This is a genomic window from Algoriphagus sp. (assembly GCF_030694375.1).
Taxonomy (GTDB): Bacteria; Bacteroidota; Bacteroidia; order Cytophagales; family Cyclobacteriaceae; genus Algoriphagus.
The window spans coordinates 1-20605 of record NZ_JAUXYL010000030.1 but is presented as its reverse complement, the minus strand read 5'-3'; the positions used below and the strand labels follow the sequence as shown (position 1 = coordinate 20605).

The window sequence follows — 20605 nt, the reverse complement described above, 5'->3', positions numbered from 1 at the left end:
ATGCGCTGTCGGAGGCTTTTTTTTCCATGTTTAATAAAGATTTAGAATGAAACATGGAATAAAAATAACCTTAACACCTCAAAATGAGAATAATACGTCTTAAGGTGAAATGGACTGCCGACGCAGTCGGTTTAGTTCAACTTGTTTATACCCGAAACAAACCTTCGCTTTTACCTCAGATTTTGGCTGGATAGGCGAAGTTTTTTTTCGTTTTTTGTCATCTCCTAAGATAGTAGATTTTGGATACAGGTTATCAAATGCCCTCTTGATTTTGTGGAGTGTTTTTTGATTTGGGGAGGCATATCCGGTCAGAAAAGTGGTTGGGTTTGTACCCTTTGATTTCTTTTTTTACAAAAACTTACTTAGAATATCACAATGGATTTTTCGGTGGATTCGAGTAAGGGCGATTAGAAATATTTTACTAATTGATTTTTGCTGATTTGCGTATGCAAATCACTATGTTGTCCTCCGTTGCACCTCAGATAGGTACTTTCCACGCCAACCAACAACGATTTGTACATGAGATTGATTTGCTTTTCCTTTTGCCTTCTGTTTTTTGTCGCCTGCCAAAATGGTATCAAGGAAAGCTCCCGAAGCCAAGGGGACGGGAATTACAAGACAGTGACGGATATGCGTGGGGAAAAAGTGGAGATTCCAATTGACCCCAAGCGTGTGATCAGTGTTAGCGACGGCATGATTGAGTCTGTGATGGCTCATTTTGGCATGTTGGATAAGTTGATTGCCTTGGGGTCGAGCTGCTTGCAGCAGAATTTTACCTATGATATTCCTGGCAAAAGCCAGACCTATACCTATGCGGACGGCATGAATCCCCTTCGTGTACTTTTTCCTGAAACCGCTGAATTGCCATTGATAGCTAGGTCTGGGATGCCGCTGCAGTTGGAGCAGATCATTGCCTTGGAGCCGGACTTGGTTATCCTTAGAGAGGGTTGTTGCACGATCAATAGCCTAGACGAGCCAAAAAATCGGCAAGCATTGTCCTTGCTTGAGTCTTTTGGTGTACCCGTGGTGGTTTTGAAGGGGACAACTGTATTTGATCCACCGAGCTTGGAAAAGTTCAATCAAGAGATTCTGCTGCTTGGAGAGATCTTTGGCCATCGGGAAAAAGCAGCGGAACTCGTAGCATATCTTGACAAGACCATTGAAATGATCAAAGAACGGACCCGTTCTATTTCGGATTCGGGCAAACCCCGCGTTCTAATGCTGGGATTGTCTCCTGTTGCAAGGGAGGGCGGCAGTGCAGGGGTAACCCGGGGGACTGACACGATAGAAGGTTACTTTGTCGAGCAAATAGTCCATGCAAAAAACGCCATACAAGGAAGAGGCGGAAGAGCGGCCTCCATGATGCTCAGCGATGAGCAAATATTGGCCTTGGATCCGGACAAGGTTGTTTTGCATACGGCTTCGGGCTACCACCCACCGGAGGAGATTTACGAAGCTCCCTACTATTCCAAGTTGCAAAACCTTCGAGCTGTAAGAGAAAAAAATGTGATCTCGCTCCCGTGGACACCATGCAATTGCTCTAAGCGATTGGAATATCCGATTGAGGTCATGATGCTTGCTAAGCAGGCCTATCCGGACTTGTTTTCCGATATTTCGATACATGAATGGGTATTGGATTTTTACGGAACCGTCTATGGCGTAGATCGTGAGAAAGCCAAGGAAATCCGTAGTGCTCAATGGTTGGATTGGACGATTGACCGATTTTAGGCTATGCATAGAGCGATGGATTCTGGAAAGCGCAATCATCGAAAGAAGGTGATGTTGGTCGCCTTCGCCACCTTGGTTGTAGCGACGTCATTGATTTCATTGAGTATTGGGCCCTATGATCTGACTGTAAAAGAGGTTTTTCAATCGCTTTTTCGGTCTAGCCGGTTTGAAATTGCAGGAAATGAGCGTAGTGAATTGGCATGGGTGATTGTGTGGGATATTAGGCTTCCCAGGATCCTGTTGGCGGGGCTCGTTGGAACTGCCCTTTCAATTTCCGGCAGCATCTTTCAGTCTTGTTTCCGTAATCCATTGGTGGAGCCCTACGTGTTGGGTGTGTCGAGTGGTGCGGCTTTCGGAGCTTCTATGGCGATCGTTTTTCCCGCGATATTTTTTTCGCTGCCCTTGACGGCTTTTATTTTTGCAAGCATCACTGTCATGTTGACCCTTGGCATCGGGATGATAAGAGGTCAGATTCAAACTTTGTCATTGATCCTTGCGGGGGTTGTCATTGGGTCTTTCTTTTCAGCACTGGTTTCCATTCTAAAATACATCTCCAACGATGCCGCGCTGCGTGAAATCGTGTTTTGGCTCTTGGGCGGCTTTTACCAGAGTGGATGGAGTGAGATTCGCCTTTTGGCACCAATCACTATTCTTGTGTCAGGCTTAGTCTGGTTTTTGGCATGGAAGCTAAACGTGATTTCGATAGGAGATGAAGAGGCCAAAAGTCTGGGAGTCGATCCGAGGAAAAACAAGATCATTTTGATCCTCTCTGCCACGCTGTTGACTTCATTGTCGGTAGCCTATGTGGGGATCATCGCATGGGTAGGGCTAATGGTCCCTCATGCCGCCCGCTTGATGGTAGGACCCGATAACCGCTATGTGGTTCCTTTATCCGCTTTGATTGGTACCTTGTTTTTGCTTTTCTGTGATATCTTGGCCCGAAACCTAGTGGCGGGGGAAATTCCCATAGGCATCCTGACTTCGATTTTGGGTGCTCCCTATCTTATTTATTTACTCAGAACCAAAACCGTTTAGCCCTTGCTCCAAGTAGATCGTTTAAGTTTTCGATATGGCAGTTTGCCTGTATTCCAGGATGTTGGTTTTTCCTTGAAGGAAGGTGAGCTTTGTGCGATCTTGGGCATTAATGGAAGCGGAAAGTCAACGCTTTTCAAGTGCATTATGGGCTTCCTTTCGCCACAGGGGGGATCGATAAGTTTTGATACCCAAGATATCAAGCAACTCAGGATTTCAGATTTGGCAAAGAAGGTTGCTTATGTTCCCCAAGACCACCCAGTTACATTTCCTTTCTTGGTTCGGGAGATGGTGTTGATGGGCAGGACTACGCACATGTCCAACTTTTTTGATATCGCTGCCCAACACCACAGTAAAGTGGAGGAAGCTTTGAAAACCCTTGGACTGGAGGATTTGGCTGATAAGCCTTTTGGCCAACTCAGTGGTGGCCAACGCCAGATGGTGTTGATAGCAAGGGCATTGGCGCAGGAAACTAAGCTCATGCTCTTGGATGAGCCTACGGCTTCATTGGACTTTAAAAACCAACTGTTGATTTGGAACATGCTGTCGAATTTGCGGCGGGAGGGCAAGTCGGTCTTGGTATGTACCCATGACCCTAATCACGTGTTGTGGTTTTGCGACAGAGTGCTCGTCATGGACGGCAGGAGATTGGTGGCCGACGGTCACCCAAGCGAGGTATTGGACGAGCAAACACTCCGGAGCATCTATGGTCCCATGTGCAATCTCCGGGAAATCGGTGGAAATAGGATCGTATTGCCCTCTCTTTCAAACCGATTTTGACCAATTTTGGGTTACGCCGATTCGCCGATGTACCGATTATGGCTGGCTTTCACCTGAAATGATAGACTTGAGTTGGTTTATCTTTTCCTGGTGTACCCTTGCTTCCCTGACAAAATCCTCTCCCGCGTTTATCTCGATCAGTTCATTGATCCGGATTTGCATTTCATAGAGCCTTCCGGGATTGTTCTCATCAGCGGAGTTGTCGGCATTCCAGCAAGCCTCCAGGTAATTGAGAAGGGTGATGCTTCGTTCGACCGGGTATTCTTCGGCATTTCTGATCGACAGGGCTTCCTGAAAGTAGCTCAGTGCCTTTACGAAGTTATCCGAGCGCACAGCTTGTGGGTACTTCATCAGTGCATTGCCATAGTGACTACATATCCTTGCATAGTCAGAGGGGAAATCCTCTTTGGTAAATATCGTCAGCGCTTCGGAAAATGAGGATGCGGAAACTGCTGCCCACACACTCTTCTTTTTGGCTTCATCCGGTATCTCGGAGTAGATGATGCCAAGGTTTTCCTGTATCTCTGCATAGGCCAAGGGAAAAAATTCTTTGGTGAAAAACCTGCTTGCCCGCTGATAGGCCTCCATGGCAGGTTTGTAAAACTGTGGATTTCCTTTTTGGGCCCAAATCGTCAATAGCCGTGCTTTCTGTAGCAATGCTTGGTAGCTAAACTCTTCCATGCCCTCTTCCTCGAAGAGTTTCACGGCCTTGCTGTAATAACCCAAAGCCTCGGAAAAACTCTCTGAGATGCCCGCAATAAATCCTGCATCAAGGAGACATTGCGCTTCTTCGATTTTGAATCCGTGGATATCATAGAAAGTGACGCATTGCCAAAGTTTTTCCTTCAAGGATTCGAGGTGCTCTTCTGGATAGGGAGGGGAAAGCAAGGTAGTATGCAGGTGCGCCATGCTGGCCTGTAGCTTCATTTTCCCTTCCTGGGAAACATCGGAAAGCACAATCCTCCCGAGCTGGCTTTTTGCCTCGTCAAATCTCCCTTGATCAAAAAGATAATTGAAGAAATGGAATGCGGTAAATGCGGCAAGCTCTTCACTGGGGGCGGATGAGATCGCGTCCCGGTAAAAGTATTCGATCTTGGAGAGATCAGAGGAATTTCCGTAATGTCTCACAATGGCGTGATTATGCATCAGCCGGTAGTCATCATAGTCCTGGTATGTTTCTACTGAGATAAGGTTCGGGTCTACAGGTCCTCCCGTCATCAAATCTATGATCATCTGGAGCTCGGACTGCAATGTTGGAAGTGATGCTGAAAGCCTAAGGGAATTCTCGAATTCGCCCAACCTCAACATGACCAAAGCCATCAGTACATCTGTCCTAAACATGATCCCCTCCGGAAGCAGGTAGGGAGGCATCGCATTTTGCCAATCTACCGGGAACCTGATATATCCATCTTCAATGATCAAATGATTGGCACTCGACGAGGGGCGCATGGTGCTTGAATCCGCAAATGAAACCCATTCCCCAATGGAATAATCGAAATAAACGATCTCTTTAATGTCGTCCCAAAGTGCCTTGTCGCAGAATAATGTAATCATAGGATGGATATTTCTAGGATACCTTCGTTTTCGTGGAAGTTGTATTGCAATGCTTGATTTTCCTGGGACATTGTCGGGTGATCCGCAAAAAACTCCTGCAGGGAAATCGACTTGTCTCCTTGAATATTTTTCTGTTTGACAAAAAGCATGATGGGCTTATGTTCACTTTTGAATTTTGTATCACTTGCCTTTGCCAAAAGGATTTTTTGTGCTTCGGGCTTCATCGCTGCAAGGACCTGCCTGTCTTCCCCTATACACAGGTTGGCTAGTTCTACACCGATGATCAAATGCTGGTTGAACAGCTGGACCGGGGTTTTCAGAATCTGACTTTGCTTCGGGATATTTTGATTGAAATCAAATGCTCTTTCCATCGTCTTCGATCAGTTCTAAATCTGCAATTATCTTTTCAACTACGGTTTGGGCGGCTTTTTGGACGATTTCGGACATGCCCACATTGAGTTTGGTGTCGCTGATCGATATCAAATACACGGTGATGGAATCCTTTGGAAACTCGTCCTGCAGGATTTTCCGTGCATAGGAAAGCGCCTGATCCCACTTTAAGCTGTGGAGAAACACCATCGGGTCATCTTGGATCGAAGTTTGGATTTCCTCCGCCGGGAGTTTGAAAAGTGTCCCATCCTCATGGCCTGAGTTGATGACTCCATCCACCAATATCATCTCGTCATGTCCTTTCAACTGAAAGAGGACTTCAAAGGCGGAGGTTCCCATATCAAGAATGGTGAGGTCATCAAGTTCCGGTTGAAGTTTTTCCTTGAGCAGCCTGATGACTTCGCAGCCCACGGCGTCGTCACTTCTTACTGGATTACCAAAACCGAGCACTGCGGTTTTCTTTTTGGACATCTTTCAATCTTTATTTTCCACTATCGAAATAAAACCAAAAAAGTGGAATCCTGCACAAGGATCCCACTTTTCGAGGTATCTGCTGGCATTAAAGTTTGAATTTGGTCAATTCTTTGCCGCTCTTTCCGTCATGGGCATGTACGGTACATACCAAGCAGCTGTCAAACGAACGAGCCACCATTCCCACTTCTACAGGATCGTGTGGATCTTCGATTTCCGTTCCTTCCAAGGCCGCTTCGATGGGTCCTGGGTTACCTTGCCCATCATTCGGACCCACATTCCATGTCGTGGGAGCCATGACCTGGTAGTTTTCGATTACTCCGTTTTTGATTTCTACCCAATGTGCCAAAGCACCTCGGGCAGCTTCGGTAGCTCCCCATCCTTTACCGTCTTTTTCTTCCGGCTTGATGTAGAACTCACCGTCCAGGTCAATTTGGCCTAACCATTGGTTCAAATACTCATAAAGCCTAGGAGCTTCATGAAGTCTTCCCAAAACCCGGGTGAAAACTGATGGTCCCAATTTGTCCATGATATCCATAAACAATGGATCCCTGTTTTGGTGGCCGAGATTGTCTGGGTTTCCTGCCATGATTACCCTTGCCAAAGGACCTGCTTCCGCGGCATGTCCCATGTAGCGAGGAGCCTTGGACCAGCTGTATTTTCCGGAGAAATCTGTCTGGGCAAGGTTTTGGGAGGGAAGGGGCGTTGGGATAGGTTCATCCCAAGGGTGGGAAGCAGGCACATGCTTGTACCACGAATGATCCACATGCTCCTGTATATCCAAGTGATTGAGGCGGTAAAACTTAGACCCATCATAAAACCCACCGGCAGAGATCACCGCGTCGTTTCGGCCTTCGATCGTTGGGAAATTGTATTTGTCTTTGTGCAGGTAGGTGCCATAGGCAATGAACTTTCCTACTCCTTGGCCAAATTTATCCAAACCGAATTCCAGTCCGGCTCTTATAAATAGACCCAAGTCTGAGTTTCTTTGGCTTTCGTTTTCTTCTACCCATGCCATCATGTCGTCCCAGGTCTTGATTTGGAGATACCGCTCGATGGAGCATCCTAGGAATGTAGTCTCCAGCCAGCGGTTTCTGAAGTGGTTCAGAATGGCGGTAGCCCGGGTGATGTCTTTCAATGTAGGTGCGCACATCACTCCACCGGGAACCATGTATGAGGAATGAGGCCATTGACCACCGAAAATCGCATAAACTTCCACCGGAAGTGCAGAAGCTGTCAATCCGGTCTGGAACGATGTTCCGACGTAAGCGGCAAACCTTTTCGTGACCTCTTCATAGAGTGGCTTGTTGGCAAACTTCTTATTGGCCAAATCGGTTGCGAAGATGGCATAAAACCAGCGTGGGATACTTTGAATGGTCTCTGAAGCCTGTCCAATCGCACGCAATAGTAGCGCATTTGGCGTCAGTTGGGTTTTCCAGATCGTGTCAAGCGCAGAGGATGCGCAGTAAAGGTGGGAACCACCACAAATCCCACAAATCCTTGGCGTCACGATAAGACCCGACTGAGGATCCTTTCCCGCCATGATTTGCTCGAATCCTCGGAACATCGCTGCCTGGGTATGGGCCCTGGTCACGACTCCATTTTCCATGTAAACTTTTACATCCAGATCCCCCTCGACTCGTCCTACGGGGGAAATATTTAATTCTTTGTATGTCGACATTGCTTTGGTTATTTTGAGCTTTCAAACTGAGGTCTTGTACCTACGACTACTTTATCTACGGTGCCCATCACTTTTTCGAATCCCGCACGGGCGTAATAGGCCGCTTTACTATTTCCTGCCGGTACTGACTTTGGTAGAAACCCCAGGTATTTCATGGTTTTGAATACTGAACCTTTTACCAAGTCATTGTGGGGGAAGCCTGGCTCGGTACATCCCAGGCAGGGGTGGTTGGCCCTTGTCTTGCTGGATTGTCTGTTCCACAAGATTCTGTTGCAGCTCGCGCGCGTCATCGGTCCCCTGCATCCAACCTCATAAAACAGGCAGCCGCCTCTTTTCCCGAAGTGACCATCTACTTTTTGTGCGAAGGAAATCGCGTTGGGGCACCCGGTTTGTACAAAATCGGTAAAAAACGTTTTTGGTCTGTGGAATTCATCCAAAAGGACATCTCCAATTCTTCCAGTGGAAATGGCAACCAAAATTTGGGTGATCCAATCCGGATGGGCTGGACATCCCGGAATATTGATGACCGGTAATCCTCCCTTCGATTTGTAATCCGCCCCCAAAAATCCTCCCTTTTCCTTCTTGAGAAATTGCATGCCCGTACTTTCTGACGGGTTGGGTGGAACTGCAGGAATCCCGCCCCAGGTCGCGCAATCGCCGATGGCAACTACAAATCCCGATACCTTTGAAAGGTCCTTGATCCAATCCATCATTGGCCTTTCGGCAAAATAGTTCATTGTACCTGTTCCATTTGGGCCCTGTACGATCGAACCTTCAAAAACCAAGATATCCAACTGCGTCTTCCCCGCCAAGATACTTTCCAGAAGATCGGATACCTGATGGCCAATCTCTAGACCAATGGATGGGTGCCATAGGATGTTGACCCCAAAATCGGTCACTAATTCTACTACTGTCGGCTCCTCTGCATTTAAAAAGGACATGGTGTTTCCGCTACATGCCCCACCTTGCAACCAAAGAACATTTGCCATATTGATAAATTTTTGGGTTTAGTGAATCGTTCCTCACTGCATCTATGCAAAGATTATTTTGCTTTCGATGCAATACCCTTAAAATTATCAAATAGCTTTTGAATTAGAAAGCGTTTCCTAATTTAATTTGAAATTAATTTCTAATTTTTAGAAAAATTTTTCTAATCAGGTATAAAAGTAATACTTAGTAGTACAATCCGCCGGTCTTTTGATTTTCCGAAAAACCTGTTGCGATCAAAAATGGGCCTTAATTTTGGTGAAAAAGCGGAATTCAGCCCCTTCTTTGCTTCGCGCTGTCGATTGGATTCATGGACATCGTGGAATAGCGCACACAGGTCTTAAATTAAGATGGGGTAGATGTATGCCACGAATTCTTCCTCACCACGATCTGTCAAATAGGGAGTCATCTGACTCCAGACGGCTTCCTTGAACAGCTTTTGTTCGGCAGGCAATCCTCTCAGGATTCTCTGCGGCAGCCAAAAAATGATGGACATCCAAATGTTGTTGGAAAGCAACTCATTCATCTCGTCCGATTGTGGTACCAGCACACCCCGCTGCACGTCGAATTCGATTCTCGATTTGATTTGGAGCAACATCCGGTTGATGTAGCGGTGCCACTTTTCCAGGATATCCGGGTAGTTTCGCTCTATCTCAAACATGTCGGTGAAAAAAAACTTGTACTCCATAAAAAAGCCATAATACTGTCCGAGGGTTTTATCAAGCCCTTTGAAATTGTCAATCAACAAGTAGTCGGAAAGGATTTCCGAGAATTCCTTAAAAATAAAATCATAGGTATAAGTGACAATCGCCTCTTTGTTTTTGAAATGATATGCAAGGTTGCCTACGCTGATTTCTGCTTCGTCCGCAATCTGCTGCAGCCTTACATTGGCGACACCATTGGCATTGAAGGTCTTGATCGCAGCCTCTAATATTTTGTTTTTGGTTTTCGACATCCCGTTCTCTTAATTATATCCGAGATTTAAGGCCTTTTCCTCGATCGTGAGTGTACCTCTTTGGTCCTTTGCCGCTTGTCTCCTGAACAGTTGGGACATGATTTCAGCTTTTTTGCGGCTTGAATGTTCGGTGATGTTCCGTATCAGTAGTTGAAGTGGTTGCCGATGATGTGCAAAGACCAAGTCGATCCTAAACTGACCTTTTCGATAAATAAGGCGTTCGATAACCGCAGTATCGCCGAGCCACTCATTGGACCTGAGAAAGTTAAACTCCGATTCAACGCCCAGCTTGTCCTCGTACAGCGACATTTGATTGATGGATTTGAGTATCCATTCGTACATTTTGTAGTCGAGTACCGGGTTCCGTTTCATTTTTCAAAGATACGTACCCTGTCATCAAATTCCTCTTTTCCAAGTGGGGTAAAATAGGGTTTCAAAAAAAACCAAAACATTTCCTCGTATCCCTTCTTGTCAATCTCCTTTTTTCCGAGAATTGTCTGTCGACCGATCCAGCTTTCGCTTGCCCAAACGAGCAGGGATGACATCCTCGCGCCGAAGTTTTGCTCACCGTTTGAATTCAATGCACCTCTCGCCTCGTTGAACACCAACATTCCCTGCAGTTGCAGTTCCTGCCAATGTACATGCTCTCGGTACTGTTTGGAGATGTTTTCGTAAAGCCTCATAAGGTCCAATGTGTCTTTGTAGAAAAAGACATACCGTAGCTGGAGTTCAAAATTGGAGTTCAAAAATCGCTGAATGTCTTCAAACAGCGGCAAAACCCTAAATTCTGTCAAGATTACTTTCTGCTCCTCCACCAAGTCATTGATCAGGGCATACAGAATGTCATTTTTGGTTCTGAAATGATATCCGATATTACCGAGGCTCAAGGCGCTGGCATCCGAAATATGCTGCAGTCGGACATTGGCAAACCCGTCCCTGTTGAAAAGGCCCAGCGCGATCTCTTTGATTTTGGATTTGGTGTCTCTTTTTGTCATGTTTTTTGAATCCTGCGCCAAAGATACCATTGACATCGACGGGAAATGCTACGCCACCTCCGGCAATTTATTCCATCAACTCTACACCGGATATCAGGAGTTCATTTCCCTGAATGATATTGTTGTTGGGTTTGTCGCAGGCACAGACAAATTTATAATTCTTTACCTCGGATTCCTTTTGGCATTCCGTACAAAAAACCTTAATCGGCAAAACCTCGATTTGAAGCTTGCATTCGCTGTATTCCTTCCTTTCGGTCGCGACTACTGCTTCGAAGGCATTTTGCATGAGGATGGGCTCGACATTGGAAAGCAGGCCTACCCTCATATGGATGCTTCTGATTTTTCGTCGTTGCGGTTCGGGATAGACTGAGTCCAATGATCCGAAAATGTTTTTTACCAAGGAAATCTCGTGCATGGCTAGGGTTTGGTGTTTTTTCGTTTTGCGATAACCTCTCGAAGCCTTACCGCGCTTTGGTAATCTTCCTTTTCCAATACTTTTTGAAGCATATTTTCCAGTTCCTCCAAGGTATATGCGGAGTACGCGGTCCGCTTGGAATCACCCACATAGATGTCCATATCGATACGCTGTTCTTCGAGAAGGTTTTTCGAGATCATGATGGGGCTGTCAAAGCGCAGGGCGAGTGATATTGCATCAGACGTTCGGCTATCCACCCTAATTTCCTTTTCGGGGTCTTGTTTGAAAACGATCTCACTTTTGAAAATCGTACCTTCCACTTCCTTGATCCAGACATGGTCTACCCTGGCGCCAAGGTGGCCGATTACTTCAAAAAACAGGTCATGGGTAAGTGGGCGCTGTGTTTTGATCTGCTCCAGCGCTACACCAATTGATAGGGCTTCTGCTTGCCCAATCAATAGGGGAAAGCGGTTTTTCTTGGAAACGTCTTCGAGTATAAGAGCAAACTTCCCGGGTGAGTTGACACTTGGGGACATTGCCACAATGAATACTTCCACCAAATCCATCATATCAGCTAACTATGTTCCTTGATAAAATCGCACATTTCTTCCAGGTCATCAAAGGGAGCGATCACATCTCCGAGGTGGATGAGCTTGTACAAGCCTACCCGCTCGACTTCGATCAAGAATCCGGAAAGCGTCTCGACCTGTTTTTCCCCCTGTTTCAATACGGGCAAACCAAATACAGCCATCATTTCCAGCAAGTTATCCATTGCATTCATTTTAAGTCGATTTAGTCTATCAAGAGGTCTTGGATGAGTATTCTGTGGTTGCCGGTGTCTGCTATGAATAGCTGTTTTTGTTCTACACAAAAGCTAAATGGCCAGTACATGGATTTTTCCGTTCCATAAACGGTATCGGCGAATTCGCTTCCGGTAAAGAAATCCGGTTTTCCGATCAAGGAATCTGCTTCAGCTCCGTTGGTTGAGGGGAGGTTTTCGAACCAAAGAATCCTCGAGTTTCCGGTATCCCCCACAAAAATCCCGTTTTGATAAAATTGTGAGCAGTAACACCAATTGAGGGAACAGGGAGACGGCGTCAGTCCAAACATGTTTTGGCCATTGGATTCAAAATCCATCTGTCCGATAATTCGATTGGCGTTTTGGGCCAAAGCGTCCCGCCAGTGATTCCAAATCAGCACCCTGAAATATTGGGTATCAGTGATCGCTAATTCTCCTTGGCTTCCCAGGGAGACCCCATAGGGCCAAATAGCGTTTTGCGGATCGTAACTTCTGCCTTCGAAGTCCTCCTGTCCGATAACTGCGTCGGCGGGAGTTACTGATTCTGTGGGAATGCTATTGAAAACCACGACCCTTCGATTTCCGGCGTCGGCTACAAACAGCATACCTTCGTGAACTGCGATCCCATACGGCCAATAGAGGGAGGATGCACTCGGTGCTGCATTGATTCCCAACTTGTTGGGCAAGTTGCCCAAAAAGTCATCCTGCCCGATGACGACATCCGCCGCCTGATGGCTTTCTGTGGGAAAACTGTTCCAAACCAATACCCGATGGTTCCAGGCATCAGCTACAATCATCCTTTTCCCGTCGGTCCAGACTGCAGAGGGATATTGGAGCGATTTGGAAGATGCGGAGCCTCCTTCATTCCTGCCTGTTTGGACCAGGTCTGCCTGCCCGATCACCAAATCCGGTTTTTGGGTGAGGGAAGAGGGTATTTGATTCCAGATAAACACGCGGTTTTGACCCGTGTCGGATACCAAAAGTCTTGAGCCATGTGCAAATACGCCTCTCGGCGCCAAAAAAGGGCTATTCTCATCCCCTTTGAAGTTTCTTTGCGAACCTGCGATTTTCTTGAATGCAGCGTTTGTTTCAAAATGTGGAGGTATTGCCCTTTTCAGGGTGATGTTCAATGCAGATGGAGATTCCTTTTGTGTCATTTTAACAAATTCTTGGTAACTGCTCTCCGAGTAGCATATTGACTACCCTCCTTCCGCCGATTGCGCTGTGGAGTACGACTTGCCGCGGGTGATTTTCCGTCACTTCACCGATAATCGCGGCATTGGTACCGTGCTGCCATGATCTGATTTTGTTTGCCACGGCTGATGCGATTTCCTTTTCCACAAATGCGACGAAGACTCCTTCATTTGCCACATACAATGGATCCAGGCCAAGTAGCTCGCAGGCAGACGAGACAGCCTCGTCCACCGCGATGGATTTTTGGTGGATTTCGATCCCTTTGGAAAGGGATTGGGCCACTTCGTTCAAAATCGTAGAAAGCCCGCCCCGTGTAGCATCCCTTAAAAAATGGATTCCATTGCCAAATTCCGCCAGGAGTTCGGGGACGATCTCATTGAAGTGACATGTATCGCTTTCGATATCGGATTCAAACTCGAGCCCCTCCCGTACACTCATGATTGCGATGCCGTGTTTGGCGATATCGTTGGAGACAATAATTTGGTCGCCCGACTTGATTTGATTGATATCAATCGCTGCTTTGGGGAGAATTTGGCCTACCCCGCTGGTGTTGATGAATATCTTATCGCCTTTTCCACGCTCGACGACCTTGGTGTCTCCCGTGACCACTTTGACATTGGCCCGATCGGCAGCGTCCCGGATGTGGAGCAAAATCTCCCAAAAATCGGTTACGGCCAACCCTTCCTCGATGATGAAGCTTAAGGAAATGAATTGGGCCTTTGCCCCGCACATATTGAGGTCATTGACGGTGCCATTGATCGCCAACTCGCCAATGTTTCCTCCCGGAAAAAAAATGGGAGACACTACATAACTGTCTGTGGTAAATGCCATTTTGCCTGAATAAACCTCAAAAACGGCCCCGTCATGCTGCTTGTCAAGGTATTCGTTTGAAAGAATATTGAAGACGCCTCCATCGAGTAGCTTGTGGGTCAGCAATCCGCCGCTGCCATGACCCATGGTGATGATTTCGAAATCGAGCTTTGGAACCGGGCAAGATGCGGAAAGAATACTTTTTGGCTTGGACATCAATTCGGTGGTTTTTTGGGTCGTTAGGCTTCTGTGAGTTGACCGTTGATTTTTGAGAAGTGGTAGTAGGCTGCGCATGCGCCTTCACTGCTGACCATCGGCGCTCCCAAGGGTCTTTCAGGCGTACATCCTTTGCCAAATTGGGGGCAATCATGTGGTTTTTTGATTCCCTTCAGTACTTGACCCGCAATGCATTCGGGGTTTTCCAGCACCTTGGGCATGCTGATTGAGAACTTCCTATCTGCGTCGTAGTCGGTATACTTCGGATTGACATGGTATCCGCTCATGGGTATCGTGCCTACTCCCCGCCACTCCCGATCAGAAACACCAAAAACCTCATGGATCACTTTGATGGCTTCGGGATTTCCCTCAGGTCTTACGACGCGGCCATATTGGTTTTCGAGTTTGTGTTCACCTTTTTCCAGCTGTCTGACTACCATCAGGATTCCATGGAGGATATCCACTGGCTCAAATCCCGTCACGACGATAGGCACCTGGTACTTTTCCACGAGTGGACGATATTCCTCAATCCCCATGATGGTGCATACATGTCCTGCTGCCAAAAAACCCTGAATCTTGACCAATTCGTCATTCATCACAGCATCGATGGCGGGTGGTACCAATACATGGGAAGCCAAAATAGAATAGTTCTTCAAGCCCTCCCTGTAAGCATGTATCACCGACAGGGCATTGGCCGGTGCAGTCGTCTCAAATCCCACAGCGAAGAAAACCACCTGCCTGGAGGGATTTTCTTTTGCGAGCTTCACGGCTTCCAAAGGGGAGTACAGTATCCGCACATCTGCACCTTTGGACTTGGCTTCCAAGAGGCTGTATTTCGAACCCGGTACCCGCAGCATATCTCCAAACGAGCAAAGGATCACTCCTTCTTCCATCGCCAAGTATACTGCTTTGTCGATGAGATTCATGGGTGTCACGCATACCGGACAGCCAGGACCATGCACCATGGTGATTTCCTTCGGCAGCAGTTGCAGGAGTCCATTTTTCACAATGCTGTGGGTCTGCCCCCCACATACCTCCATGATCATCCAAGGTTGGCGGCATTCCCGATGTATTTCATCGGTGTATTTCTTCACCAATTCCGGGTTTCGGTATTCTGATAGGTATTTCATCTTTCTTTTTTTGGACAAATGCCCTTGTTGCGTGAAAAGGAGACTATAATCATGGGGTAGCAATCATGCTTTTGGTTCTTCGGTTTCCTTGGTAGGACTGAAGTCATTCCTGTCGGTCTGGGTGTGTTCGATCAGTTCATCGATTTCTCCGATCATTTCGAGGTATTCAAAGGATTTTTTGGCCTCTTGTTCGTCGACAATGCTGATGGCCACGCCGACATGGACCAAGACATAATCTCCCTCCTTGGCCCCGGGTACCATCTCCAAGCTCGCCTGCTTGGTGATGCCGCCAAACTGGATCTTGGCCATTCGGACCAAGCCATCGTACATGGTCTCTATACTTGTGATTTTACCTGGTATCGCTAAACACATAAGAATTGGTTTTATTGGTTTGGGATTTTTCTTGAATATGCATCCAAGCCAATTGGCCTAGCGCAATGTTTTCGTCATTGGGTGAGAGTTGTTCATGGAAAAGTAACCTGCAGCTGCTGCCCAACACTTGCGTGAGCAGATCCACCAAGAGTGCATTTTGAAAAACTCCACCCGAAAAGCCGACTTTCCGGATTTCAGTCGTTTCTACGATTTGCCGGACGATACTCACAAGCGTCAGATGGAATTTGGCAGCAATCAGGCCTTGATCCACGTTTTCTGATTTGTCCTTCAGGATTTGGACAAGCAAGTCGGAGAGGGAAATCCTGCCTTCGGTCCAGGGCTGATGGCTGTAAATCGGGATACATTTCCAATCATTGGCATCGATGTATTGCTGAGCCCTTTGCTCCAAGTGCATGGCCGCTTCCCCTTCGAAGGTATTGAAATCTGTGATATCCAATATCGACGATACCGCATCGAAGATCCTTCCCATGCTATTGGTTTGGGCATGGCTGGGCTTTTGCAGGAGCTTCGCATACAGCGACCATTCCTGATTGGTGAATTTACGCTTTAAAAATGCCGGATCCATATCCGCATGGTGGCAGAGGGAAAGGGCCGCCAGACGGGGTTCTTTCGACATTTTGTCTCCGAGTAGCATGTCAAAATACTCAAATCCAGCCAAATGTGCCATGTTTTTTTCCTGGAAAACGAAAACCTCAGATCCCCAAAGTGATCCGTCGTTTCCAAATCCAAGGCCGTCCCAGACGACGCCAAGGACAGGTTCATCCGTGTCCAGCAAGGAATGCTCCCAAAGCAAAGCCGCAAAGTGGGCTTCGTGATGGGGAACTTCAAGCACTTCGGCAGTTGGCAATAGGGTGGCCAACCTCCTGCTATGGTATCCAGGATGTCTGTCCACCAAAATTTGCGCGGGCTCTTTTCCAGTTATTTCAAGAAATCCCCGAAGTACTTGGAGGTATCTCAGTTGTGTCTCAAAACTCTCCAGATTACCCAAATACTGGCTGACAAATACATGCTTCCCTTCCCAAAGGGCAAAGCTGCTCTTGAGGTCGGCGCCCATCGCCAGGGTACATTTTTCAGACGGGGTATCCGACACGTTCCAAAATGTGGGTGCCAAGCCACGGCTCCTCCTCAAAATGATTTTCTTTTTGGAAGCCGTTGCGACCCTGCCCACCGAGTCATCTTGGGCAAAATGGATTTCCCTGTTGTGCAACAAAACGGCATCCGCGATGCCATAAAGATTTTTGATTGCATCCGCATTCTCAGACTGTACAGGGCTTTGGTGAAGGTTTCCGCTTGTGGAGATTATCGGTCTGCCCATTTTTTTGGCAAGCAAAAACATCAGGGGATCCGCAGGCAGGCATACCCCCAACAAGGAGAGCCCAGGCGCAATCAGCGTTTTGGATAGGGATAAGTCTGTTGTTTTTTTCGGTTTGCAGAGGACAATCGGGCGCGATGCCGATTGCATCCATTCTTTCTCCTGATCACTGGCCAAAAAATAATCGGCTAGCATGTGTGTATCCGCGACCATCAAAGCCAAAGGTTTTCGTGGCCTTCTTTTTCTCTCCCGGAGCGTCAAGATAGCGGAGGGAGCGGTCGCGTCAGCCAAAAGCAAAAACCCCGAGGTAGCTTTTACGGCCAGGATTTTCCCGTCCTGGAGCATCGATACCGCCAGATCGATCAAATCGCCCTGCTGCAAAGGGGTACCTTCCCGCTCGGGAAAAACAGAGAGCTCCATCCCGCAGTCGTGACAAGAGTTGGTCTGGGAATGGAAACGCCCGTTTTGCGGGTTTTCGTATTCGTCCAGACATACCGGGCACATTGCGAAAGACTTCATGGCGGAACGCTCCCTGTCATAGGGAATACCTTCGAGGATGCTGTACCGCGGGCCACAATTGACGCAGGAAATAAACGGATATAGATAGCGGCGATTGTTTGGATCCAACACCTCTGATTGGCAGGACTTGCAGATTCCAAAATCGGGACTGATAAAAGCGCTTTTTGTTTGGCTACTTTGGGAGCCGATGATTTGAAAACCACTTCGAGCCCCGTCCGTCACAGGAATTTCTTGGATGGTCATGCTTGAAACAATCGCGAGCGGCGAAAGGCTTGTACGCAACCTGCCGAGGAAGTCGTCCCGATCCTGCACGGATGCGAGGAGTTCGATGCAGACGCCTGTAGAGGTGTTGTAGACCCTACCGCCCAAGCCGCTGATGGTGGCGATTCTTGCCACGGTTGGCCTGAATCCCACCCCTTGCACCTGACCTTCAATATGGATTCGCCAGTGTTGCACTATGCGCTGATTTCCTCCGCAGATTTTTTTTCCTTGATTTTCGCCAGTAGCCAGTCGCACCAGGCATCTATACCTTGACCTGACATGGCGGAGAGCTCAATCACCTCAATGTTGGGATTGATGGCCCGGGCATCTTTGGTGACAGCTGCTACGCTGAAGGGCAGGTAGGGGAGAAGATCTGATTTTGAAACCAACATCAACTCACTGGTCAAAAACATCTTGGGATATTTTTGGGGCTTGTCATCTCCTTCCGTTGTGGCAATCAGGGTAACCCGATAGTCTTCCCCAAGGTCGAATGATGCCGGACAAACCAAGTTACCGACGTTTTCCACAAAGAGCACATCCAGATCCTTGGTATCGAAGCCCTTCAATGCCTGCCAAATCATCTGCGCCTCTAGGTGGCAGATACCGCCTGTGACAATCTGGAGCGCATTTCCCCCCACTTGCCGAATACGATCCGCATCCCGCTCGGTCTCTAGGTCGCCTACCAAAATCCCGATTTTGATGGTGTCCTTCAGTCTTTTGACGGTCTCTTGCATGAGGGTCGTTTTCCCGCTTCCGGCAGATGATACAATGTTGATCATCAGTACTTTATTGTCTGCCATTTGGTTCCTGATGCTCTCTGCGACAAAGTCGTTGGCTTGAAGGAGATGAATGGTCGTGTTGTCACAGGTAATTGTTCCTCTCGCGTTCTTGCTTGATTTGGGAGCCTTGGTGTTTGACATGGTTATTTCAGTTTGTCTGAAATATACCATTATTAGCCGCGCGGGTGATGATTTAGTAAATTTTTTCTAATTCGCTTTGGGCTCAGCGGGAGAGGGGAGATTGGAGGTTGGAAAGTTATTGGGTTGGAAGGTCAGAGAGTTGAAAGGTTGAAAAGTTGTTAGGTTTAAAGGTTATCGGTGGGCATTGAGGTATAAGGGATTTCTGAAAAACGGCAATTCTCATGTTTTTGCCTGATGTACAACAAAAAATGGAAACAACAACTTAAAACTCCTTACGATTCGAATCCCTTCCAAGTGTGTGTATATTTGCAAAAATCATACACATTATGAGAACCAACATCGATATTGACGAGGCGCTTATGCAGGCAGCGATGAAGGCTTCTGGCAGCAAAACAAAAAAGGAGACGGTTGAGGCCGGCCTACGCTTGCTGGTTGCCTTGGAACAGCAGGAGAAGATCAAATCCTACAGAGGCAAGCTGAAGTGGGAGGGGAATCTAGAGAAAATGCGACTCGACCTATGATCCTGGTGGACTCATCTGTTTGGATCGATTTCTTCAATGGACATGACAAACCCCATGTTGAAAAGCTCTACCAGCTTCTTGGTCAGGAATTGATCGCGACCGGGGATTTGATTATGGTTGAAGTTTTGCAGGGATTTTCATCCGACAAGGACTTTAGGAAAGCGCAGGAACTGTTTGAGATACTCCCGTGCTTTAGCCTTTGTAGTCAGGAATTGGCCTTTAAGGCTGCACGCAATTACCGATTTTTGCGGAAGAATGGAGTCACTGTAAGAAAGACGATCGATATGGTTATTGGAACATTTTGTATCGAGAACAATCTTGACCTTCTCCATGCTGACCAAGATTTTAAGTCCATCGAAAAATACCTTGGGCTTCGGACAATATACATTTGAGTTCACGCATTCTAATTTGTTCATGAAAGGAGTCGCGCCACTGGGCCGGTTATCAAGTTATTAAGTTGAAAGGTTATTGGTAAATGCCTAGGTCTTCGGGTTTTCTCGGGGATGAGGTTTGAAGGTTAGAGCGTCGAAAGGTTGGAAAGTTATTGGGTTGTAAGGTTATTGGTGAATGCCTAGGTCTTCGGGATTTCTTGGGATAGTGTCGGCAAATCACCGACTTGGGTGCTCCCGGCTATTGCAAACGTGCTGTTAAGCCTTCGTGCTTTCATTTATTTCTTTAATTCAAAATGTCCACCGTTTGGATGATTAAATCCGCTTGTGTCAAAGGTTAGAAATTGATTGCTTTTCAACCAAAATAAATTTGGTTTGTTTTTGTCATACCAGTCAACTACGGCGACTTTGAATTTCAGTCTATTTTTAACGTCTTTACGCAAGTAATTCCAATATGAGCAGTAACCACAACCGTTAGTGTCGAACTTAATTTTCAAAAGGTCGAAGGTCGGAATGTCCTTAATGATTTCTTGTAATGTAGTGTAGGCGATGTCAGCAACTGTATATTGTCCACCAAAGTAAGGAACAGAGGCTTCTGTTCGGGTTGTGTCGTCAAGTTTGTCAAGAAGTAATGGAATAACTTCTTGTTTGCCTTTCACTACTTGCCAAAAATATTTGTCGCCACAACCAATATTATAAATCATTGTGTCTCGGTTGTAAGGAGTATTTACATCAAGAAGTACTTCACAAGCATAAGGCATCTCTCTCACAAACCTTAAACTGTCAATGAGTCTTTTGCTTTCTGTAACTTGAGCAAATGTCATAAATGGAAAGGCCGTCAATATGAGAGTCCAAATTTTCATTGTGTATGGCGTCTTTTGGCATCAGGCATAACGTTTGGCAGCTATAAGAAGTTGGCGATTTCGAAGCACTTCACTGTCAACCAAGCAGAAACTTTGATAAAAGCACAATGCTTGATTTAAGCACTGAATCGCCACTTTTGGGTAGGTGCTGTTGAACTGACACCCTCCGGGTGAGCGAATTACCTAAATTCTGTTTAAATTCCGTCAAATCAAAATCAATCATTATGGAAACTAAAAAAAAACACCTTAGGGACCGTTGTCCTTAACGGTCCGGCACAGGAGTATCTGCT

At 46.8% G+C, this 20605-nt stretch carries 23 protein-coding genes; 5 read left to right on the top strand and 18 right to left on the bottom strand.

Annotated elements, in window-relative coordinates; all coding sequences use genetic code 11:
* Positions 1 to 519 precede the first annotated feature (519 nt).
* Genes Q8M62_RS11140 through Q8M62_RS11130 form a run of 3 tightly spaced genes read left to right on the top strand, consistent with a single transcriptional unit; the run spans position 520 to position 3540 of the window.
* Positions 520 to 1728, top strand: coding sequence for an ABC transporter substrate-binding protein (locus Q8M62_RS11140; RefSeq protein ID WP_305668114.1), 1209 nt, complete (start codon positions 520 to 522; stop codon positions 1726 to 1728).
* Positions 1729 to 1731: 3 nt separating this feature from the next.
* Positions 1732 to 2763, top strand: a complete 1032-nt coding sequence (locus Q8M62_RS11135) for an iron ABC transporter permease (protein ID WP_305668113.1) — start codon at positions 1732 to 1734, stop codon at positions 2761 to 2763.
* A 3-nt stretch (positions 2764 to 2766) separates the two neighbouring features.
* Positions 2767 to 3540 carry an ABC transporter ATP-binding protein gene (locus Q8M62_RS11130; RefSeq protein ID WP_305668112.1) on the top strand — a complete coding sequence of 258 codons (774 nt, stop codon included), beginning with the start codon at positions 2767 to 2769 and terminating at the stop codon, positions 3538 to 3540.
* Positions 3541 to 3576: 36 nt separating this feature from the next.
* Here the strand turns inward: Q8M62_RS11130 and Q8M62_RS11125 are convergent, their stop codons facing one another.
* From Q8M62_RS11125 to hypB, 17 genes are all read right to left on the bottom strand, one after another.
* A complete protein-coding gene (locus Q8M62_RS11125; RefSeq protein ID WP_305668111.1) occupies positions 3577 to 5094 on the bottom strand; it encodes a hypothetical protein in 1518 nt (505 codons plus the stop codon).
* Positions 5091 to 5465, bottom strand: coding sequence for a hypothetical protein (locus Q8M62_RS11120; RefSeq protein ID WP_305668110.1), 375 nt, complete (start codon positions 5463 to 5465; stop codon positions 5091 to 5093). The genes Q8M62_RS11125 and Q8M62_RS11120 overlap by 4 nt, the downstream gene beginning before the upstream one ends.
* Complete coding sequence (locus Q8M62_RS11115; RefSeq protein WP_305668109.1) at positions 5449 to 5955, bottom strand: hydrogenase maturation protease; 507 nt, start codon at positions 5953 to 5955, stop codon at positions 5449 to 5451. The genes Q8M62_RS11120 and Q8M62_RS11115 overlap by 17 nt, the downstream gene beginning before the upstream one ends.
* Positions 5956 to 6043: 88 nt before the next feature.
* A complete protein-coding gene (locus tag Q8M62_RS11110; RefSeq protein WP_305668108.1) occupies positions 6044 to 7636 on the bottom strand; it encodes a nickel-dependent hydrogenase large subunit in 1593 nt (530 codons plus the stop codon).
* Between the two features lie 8 nt (positions 7637 to 7644).
* On the bottom strand, positions 7645 to 8625 hold the full coding sequence (locus Q8M62_RS11105; protein WP_305668107.1) for a hydrogenase: 981 nt from the start codon (positions 8623 to 8625) through the stop codon (positions 7645 to 7647).
* A 338-nt stretch (positions 8626 to 8963) separates the two neighbouring features.
* A complete protein-coding gene (locus tag Q8M62_RS11100; protein ID WP_305668106.1) occupies positions 8964 to 9578 on the bottom strand; it encodes a TetR/AcrR family transcriptional regulator in 615 nt (204 codons plus the stop codon).
* Between the two features lie 9 nt (positions 9579 to 9587).
* Complete coding sequence (locus Q8M62_RS11095) at positions 9588 to 9950, bottom strand: hypothetical protein (RefSeq protein WP_305668105.1); 363 nt, start codon at positions 9948 to 9950, stop codon at positions 9588 to 9590.
* On the bottom strand, positions 9947 to 10573 hold the full coding sequence (locus Q8M62_RS11090) for a TetR/AcrR family transcriptional regulator (protein WP_305668104.1): 627 nt from the start codon (positions 10571 to 10573) through the stop codon (positions 9947 to 9949). The genes Q8M62_RS11095 and Q8M62_RS11090 overlap by 4 nt, the downstream gene beginning before the upstream one ends.
* A 67-nt stretch (positions 10574 to 10640) precedes the next feature.
* Positions 10641 to 10988 (bottom strand): hydrogenase maturation nickel metallochaperone HypA, encoded by a 348-nt coding sequence (locus Q8M62_RS11085; RefSeq protein WP_305668103.1) that lies wholly within the window; start codon positions 10986 to 10988, stop codon positions 10641 to 10643.
* 2 nt (positions 10989 to 10990) lie between these two features.
* Positions 10991 to 11557 carry a bifunctional nuclease family protein gene (locus Q8M62_RS11080; RefSeq protein WP_305668102.1) on the bottom strand — a complete coding sequence of 189 codons (567 nt, stop codon included), beginning with the start codon at positions 11555 to 11557 and terminating at the stop codon, positions 10991 to 10993.
* A gap of 5 nt (positions 11558 to 11562) precedes the next feature.
* The gene (locus tag Q8M62_RS11075; protein ID WP_305668101.1) at positions 11563 to 11769 is read right to left on the bottom strand and encodes a hypothetical protein; all 207 of its coding nucleotides are present in this window, start codon (positions 11767 to 11769) and stop codon (positions 11563 to 11565) included.
* Between the two features lie 11 nt (positions 11770 to 11780).
* Positions 11781 to 12944, bottom strand: a complete 1164-nt coding sequence (locus Q8M62_RS11070; protein WP_305668100.1) for a hypothetical protein — start codon at positions 12942 to 12944, stop codon at positions 11781 to 11783.
* A 1-nt stretch (position 12945) separates the two neighbouring features.
* Positions 12946 to 14007 carry a hydrogenase expression/formation protein HypE gene (gene hypE, locus Q8M62_RS11065; RefSeq protein WP_305668099.1) on the bottom strand — a complete coding sequence of 354 codons (1062 nt, stop codon included), beginning with the start codon at positions 14005 to 14007 and terminating at the stop codon, positions 12946 to 12948.
* Positions 14008 to 14030: 23 nt separating this feature from the next.
* Entirely contained in the window at positions 14031 to 15137 is a 1107-nt protein-coding gene (gene hypD, locus Q8M62_RS11060) for a hydrogenase formation protein HypD (RefSeq protein ID WP_305668098.1), read from the bottom strand.
* Positions 15138 to 15200: 63 nt separating this feature from the next.
* Positions 15201 to 15509 carry a HypC/HybG/HupF family hydrogenase formation chaperone gene (locus Q8M62_RS11055; RefSeq protein ID WP_305668097.1) on the bottom strand — a complete coding sequence of 103 codons (309 nt, stop codon included), beginning with the start codon at positions 15507 to 15509 and terminating at the stop codon, positions 15201 to 15203.
* Complete coding sequence (gene hypF, locus Q8M62_RS11050) at positions 15487 to 17817, bottom strand: carbamoyltransferase HypF (protein ID WP_305668096.1); 2331 nt, start codon at positions 17815 to 17817, stop codon at positions 15487 to 15489. Before hypF ends, Q8M62_RS11055 begins: the two co-directional genes overlap by 23 nt.
* Positions 17817 to 18542 (bottom strand): hydrogenase nickel incorporation protein HypB, encoded by a 726-nt coding sequence (gene hypB, locus Q8M62_RS11045; RefSeq protein ID WP_305668095.1) that lies wholly within the window; start codon positions 18540 to 18542, stop codon positions 17817 to 17819. The genes hypF and hypB overlap by 1 nt, the downstream gene beginning before the upstream one ends.
* 326 nt (positions 18543 to 18868) lie before the next feature.
* Between hypB and Q8M62_RS11040 the strand changes: the two genes are divergently transcribed.
* Both Q8M62_RS11040 and Q8M62_RS11035 read left to right on the top strand, forming a co-directional pair.
* Positions 18869 to 19063, top strand: a complete 195-nt coding sequence (locus tag Q8M62_RS11040; RefSeq protein ID WP_305668094.1) for a type II toxin-antitoxin system VapB family antitoxin — start codon at positions 18869 to 18871, stop codon at positions 19061 to 19063.
* On the top strand, positions 19060 to 19455 hold the full coding sequence (locus Q8M62_RS11035) for a PIN domain nuclease (protein WP_305668093.1): 396 nt from the start codon (positions 19060 to 19062) through the stop codon (positions 19453 to 19455). The genes Q8M62_RS11040 and Q8M62_RS11035 overlap by 4 nt, the downstream gene beginning before the upstream one ends.
* A gap of 275 nt (positions 19456 to 19730) precedes the next feature.
* Here Q8M62_RS11035 and Q8M62_RS11030 read toward each other — a convergent pair whose 3' ends face one another.
* A complete protein-coding gene (locus tag Q8M62_RS11030) occupies positions 19731 to 20315 on the bottom strand; it encodes a hypothetical protein (RefSeq protein ID WP_305668092.1) in 585 nt (194 codons plus the stop codon).
* Positions 20316 to 20605: the final 290 nt, after the last annotated feature.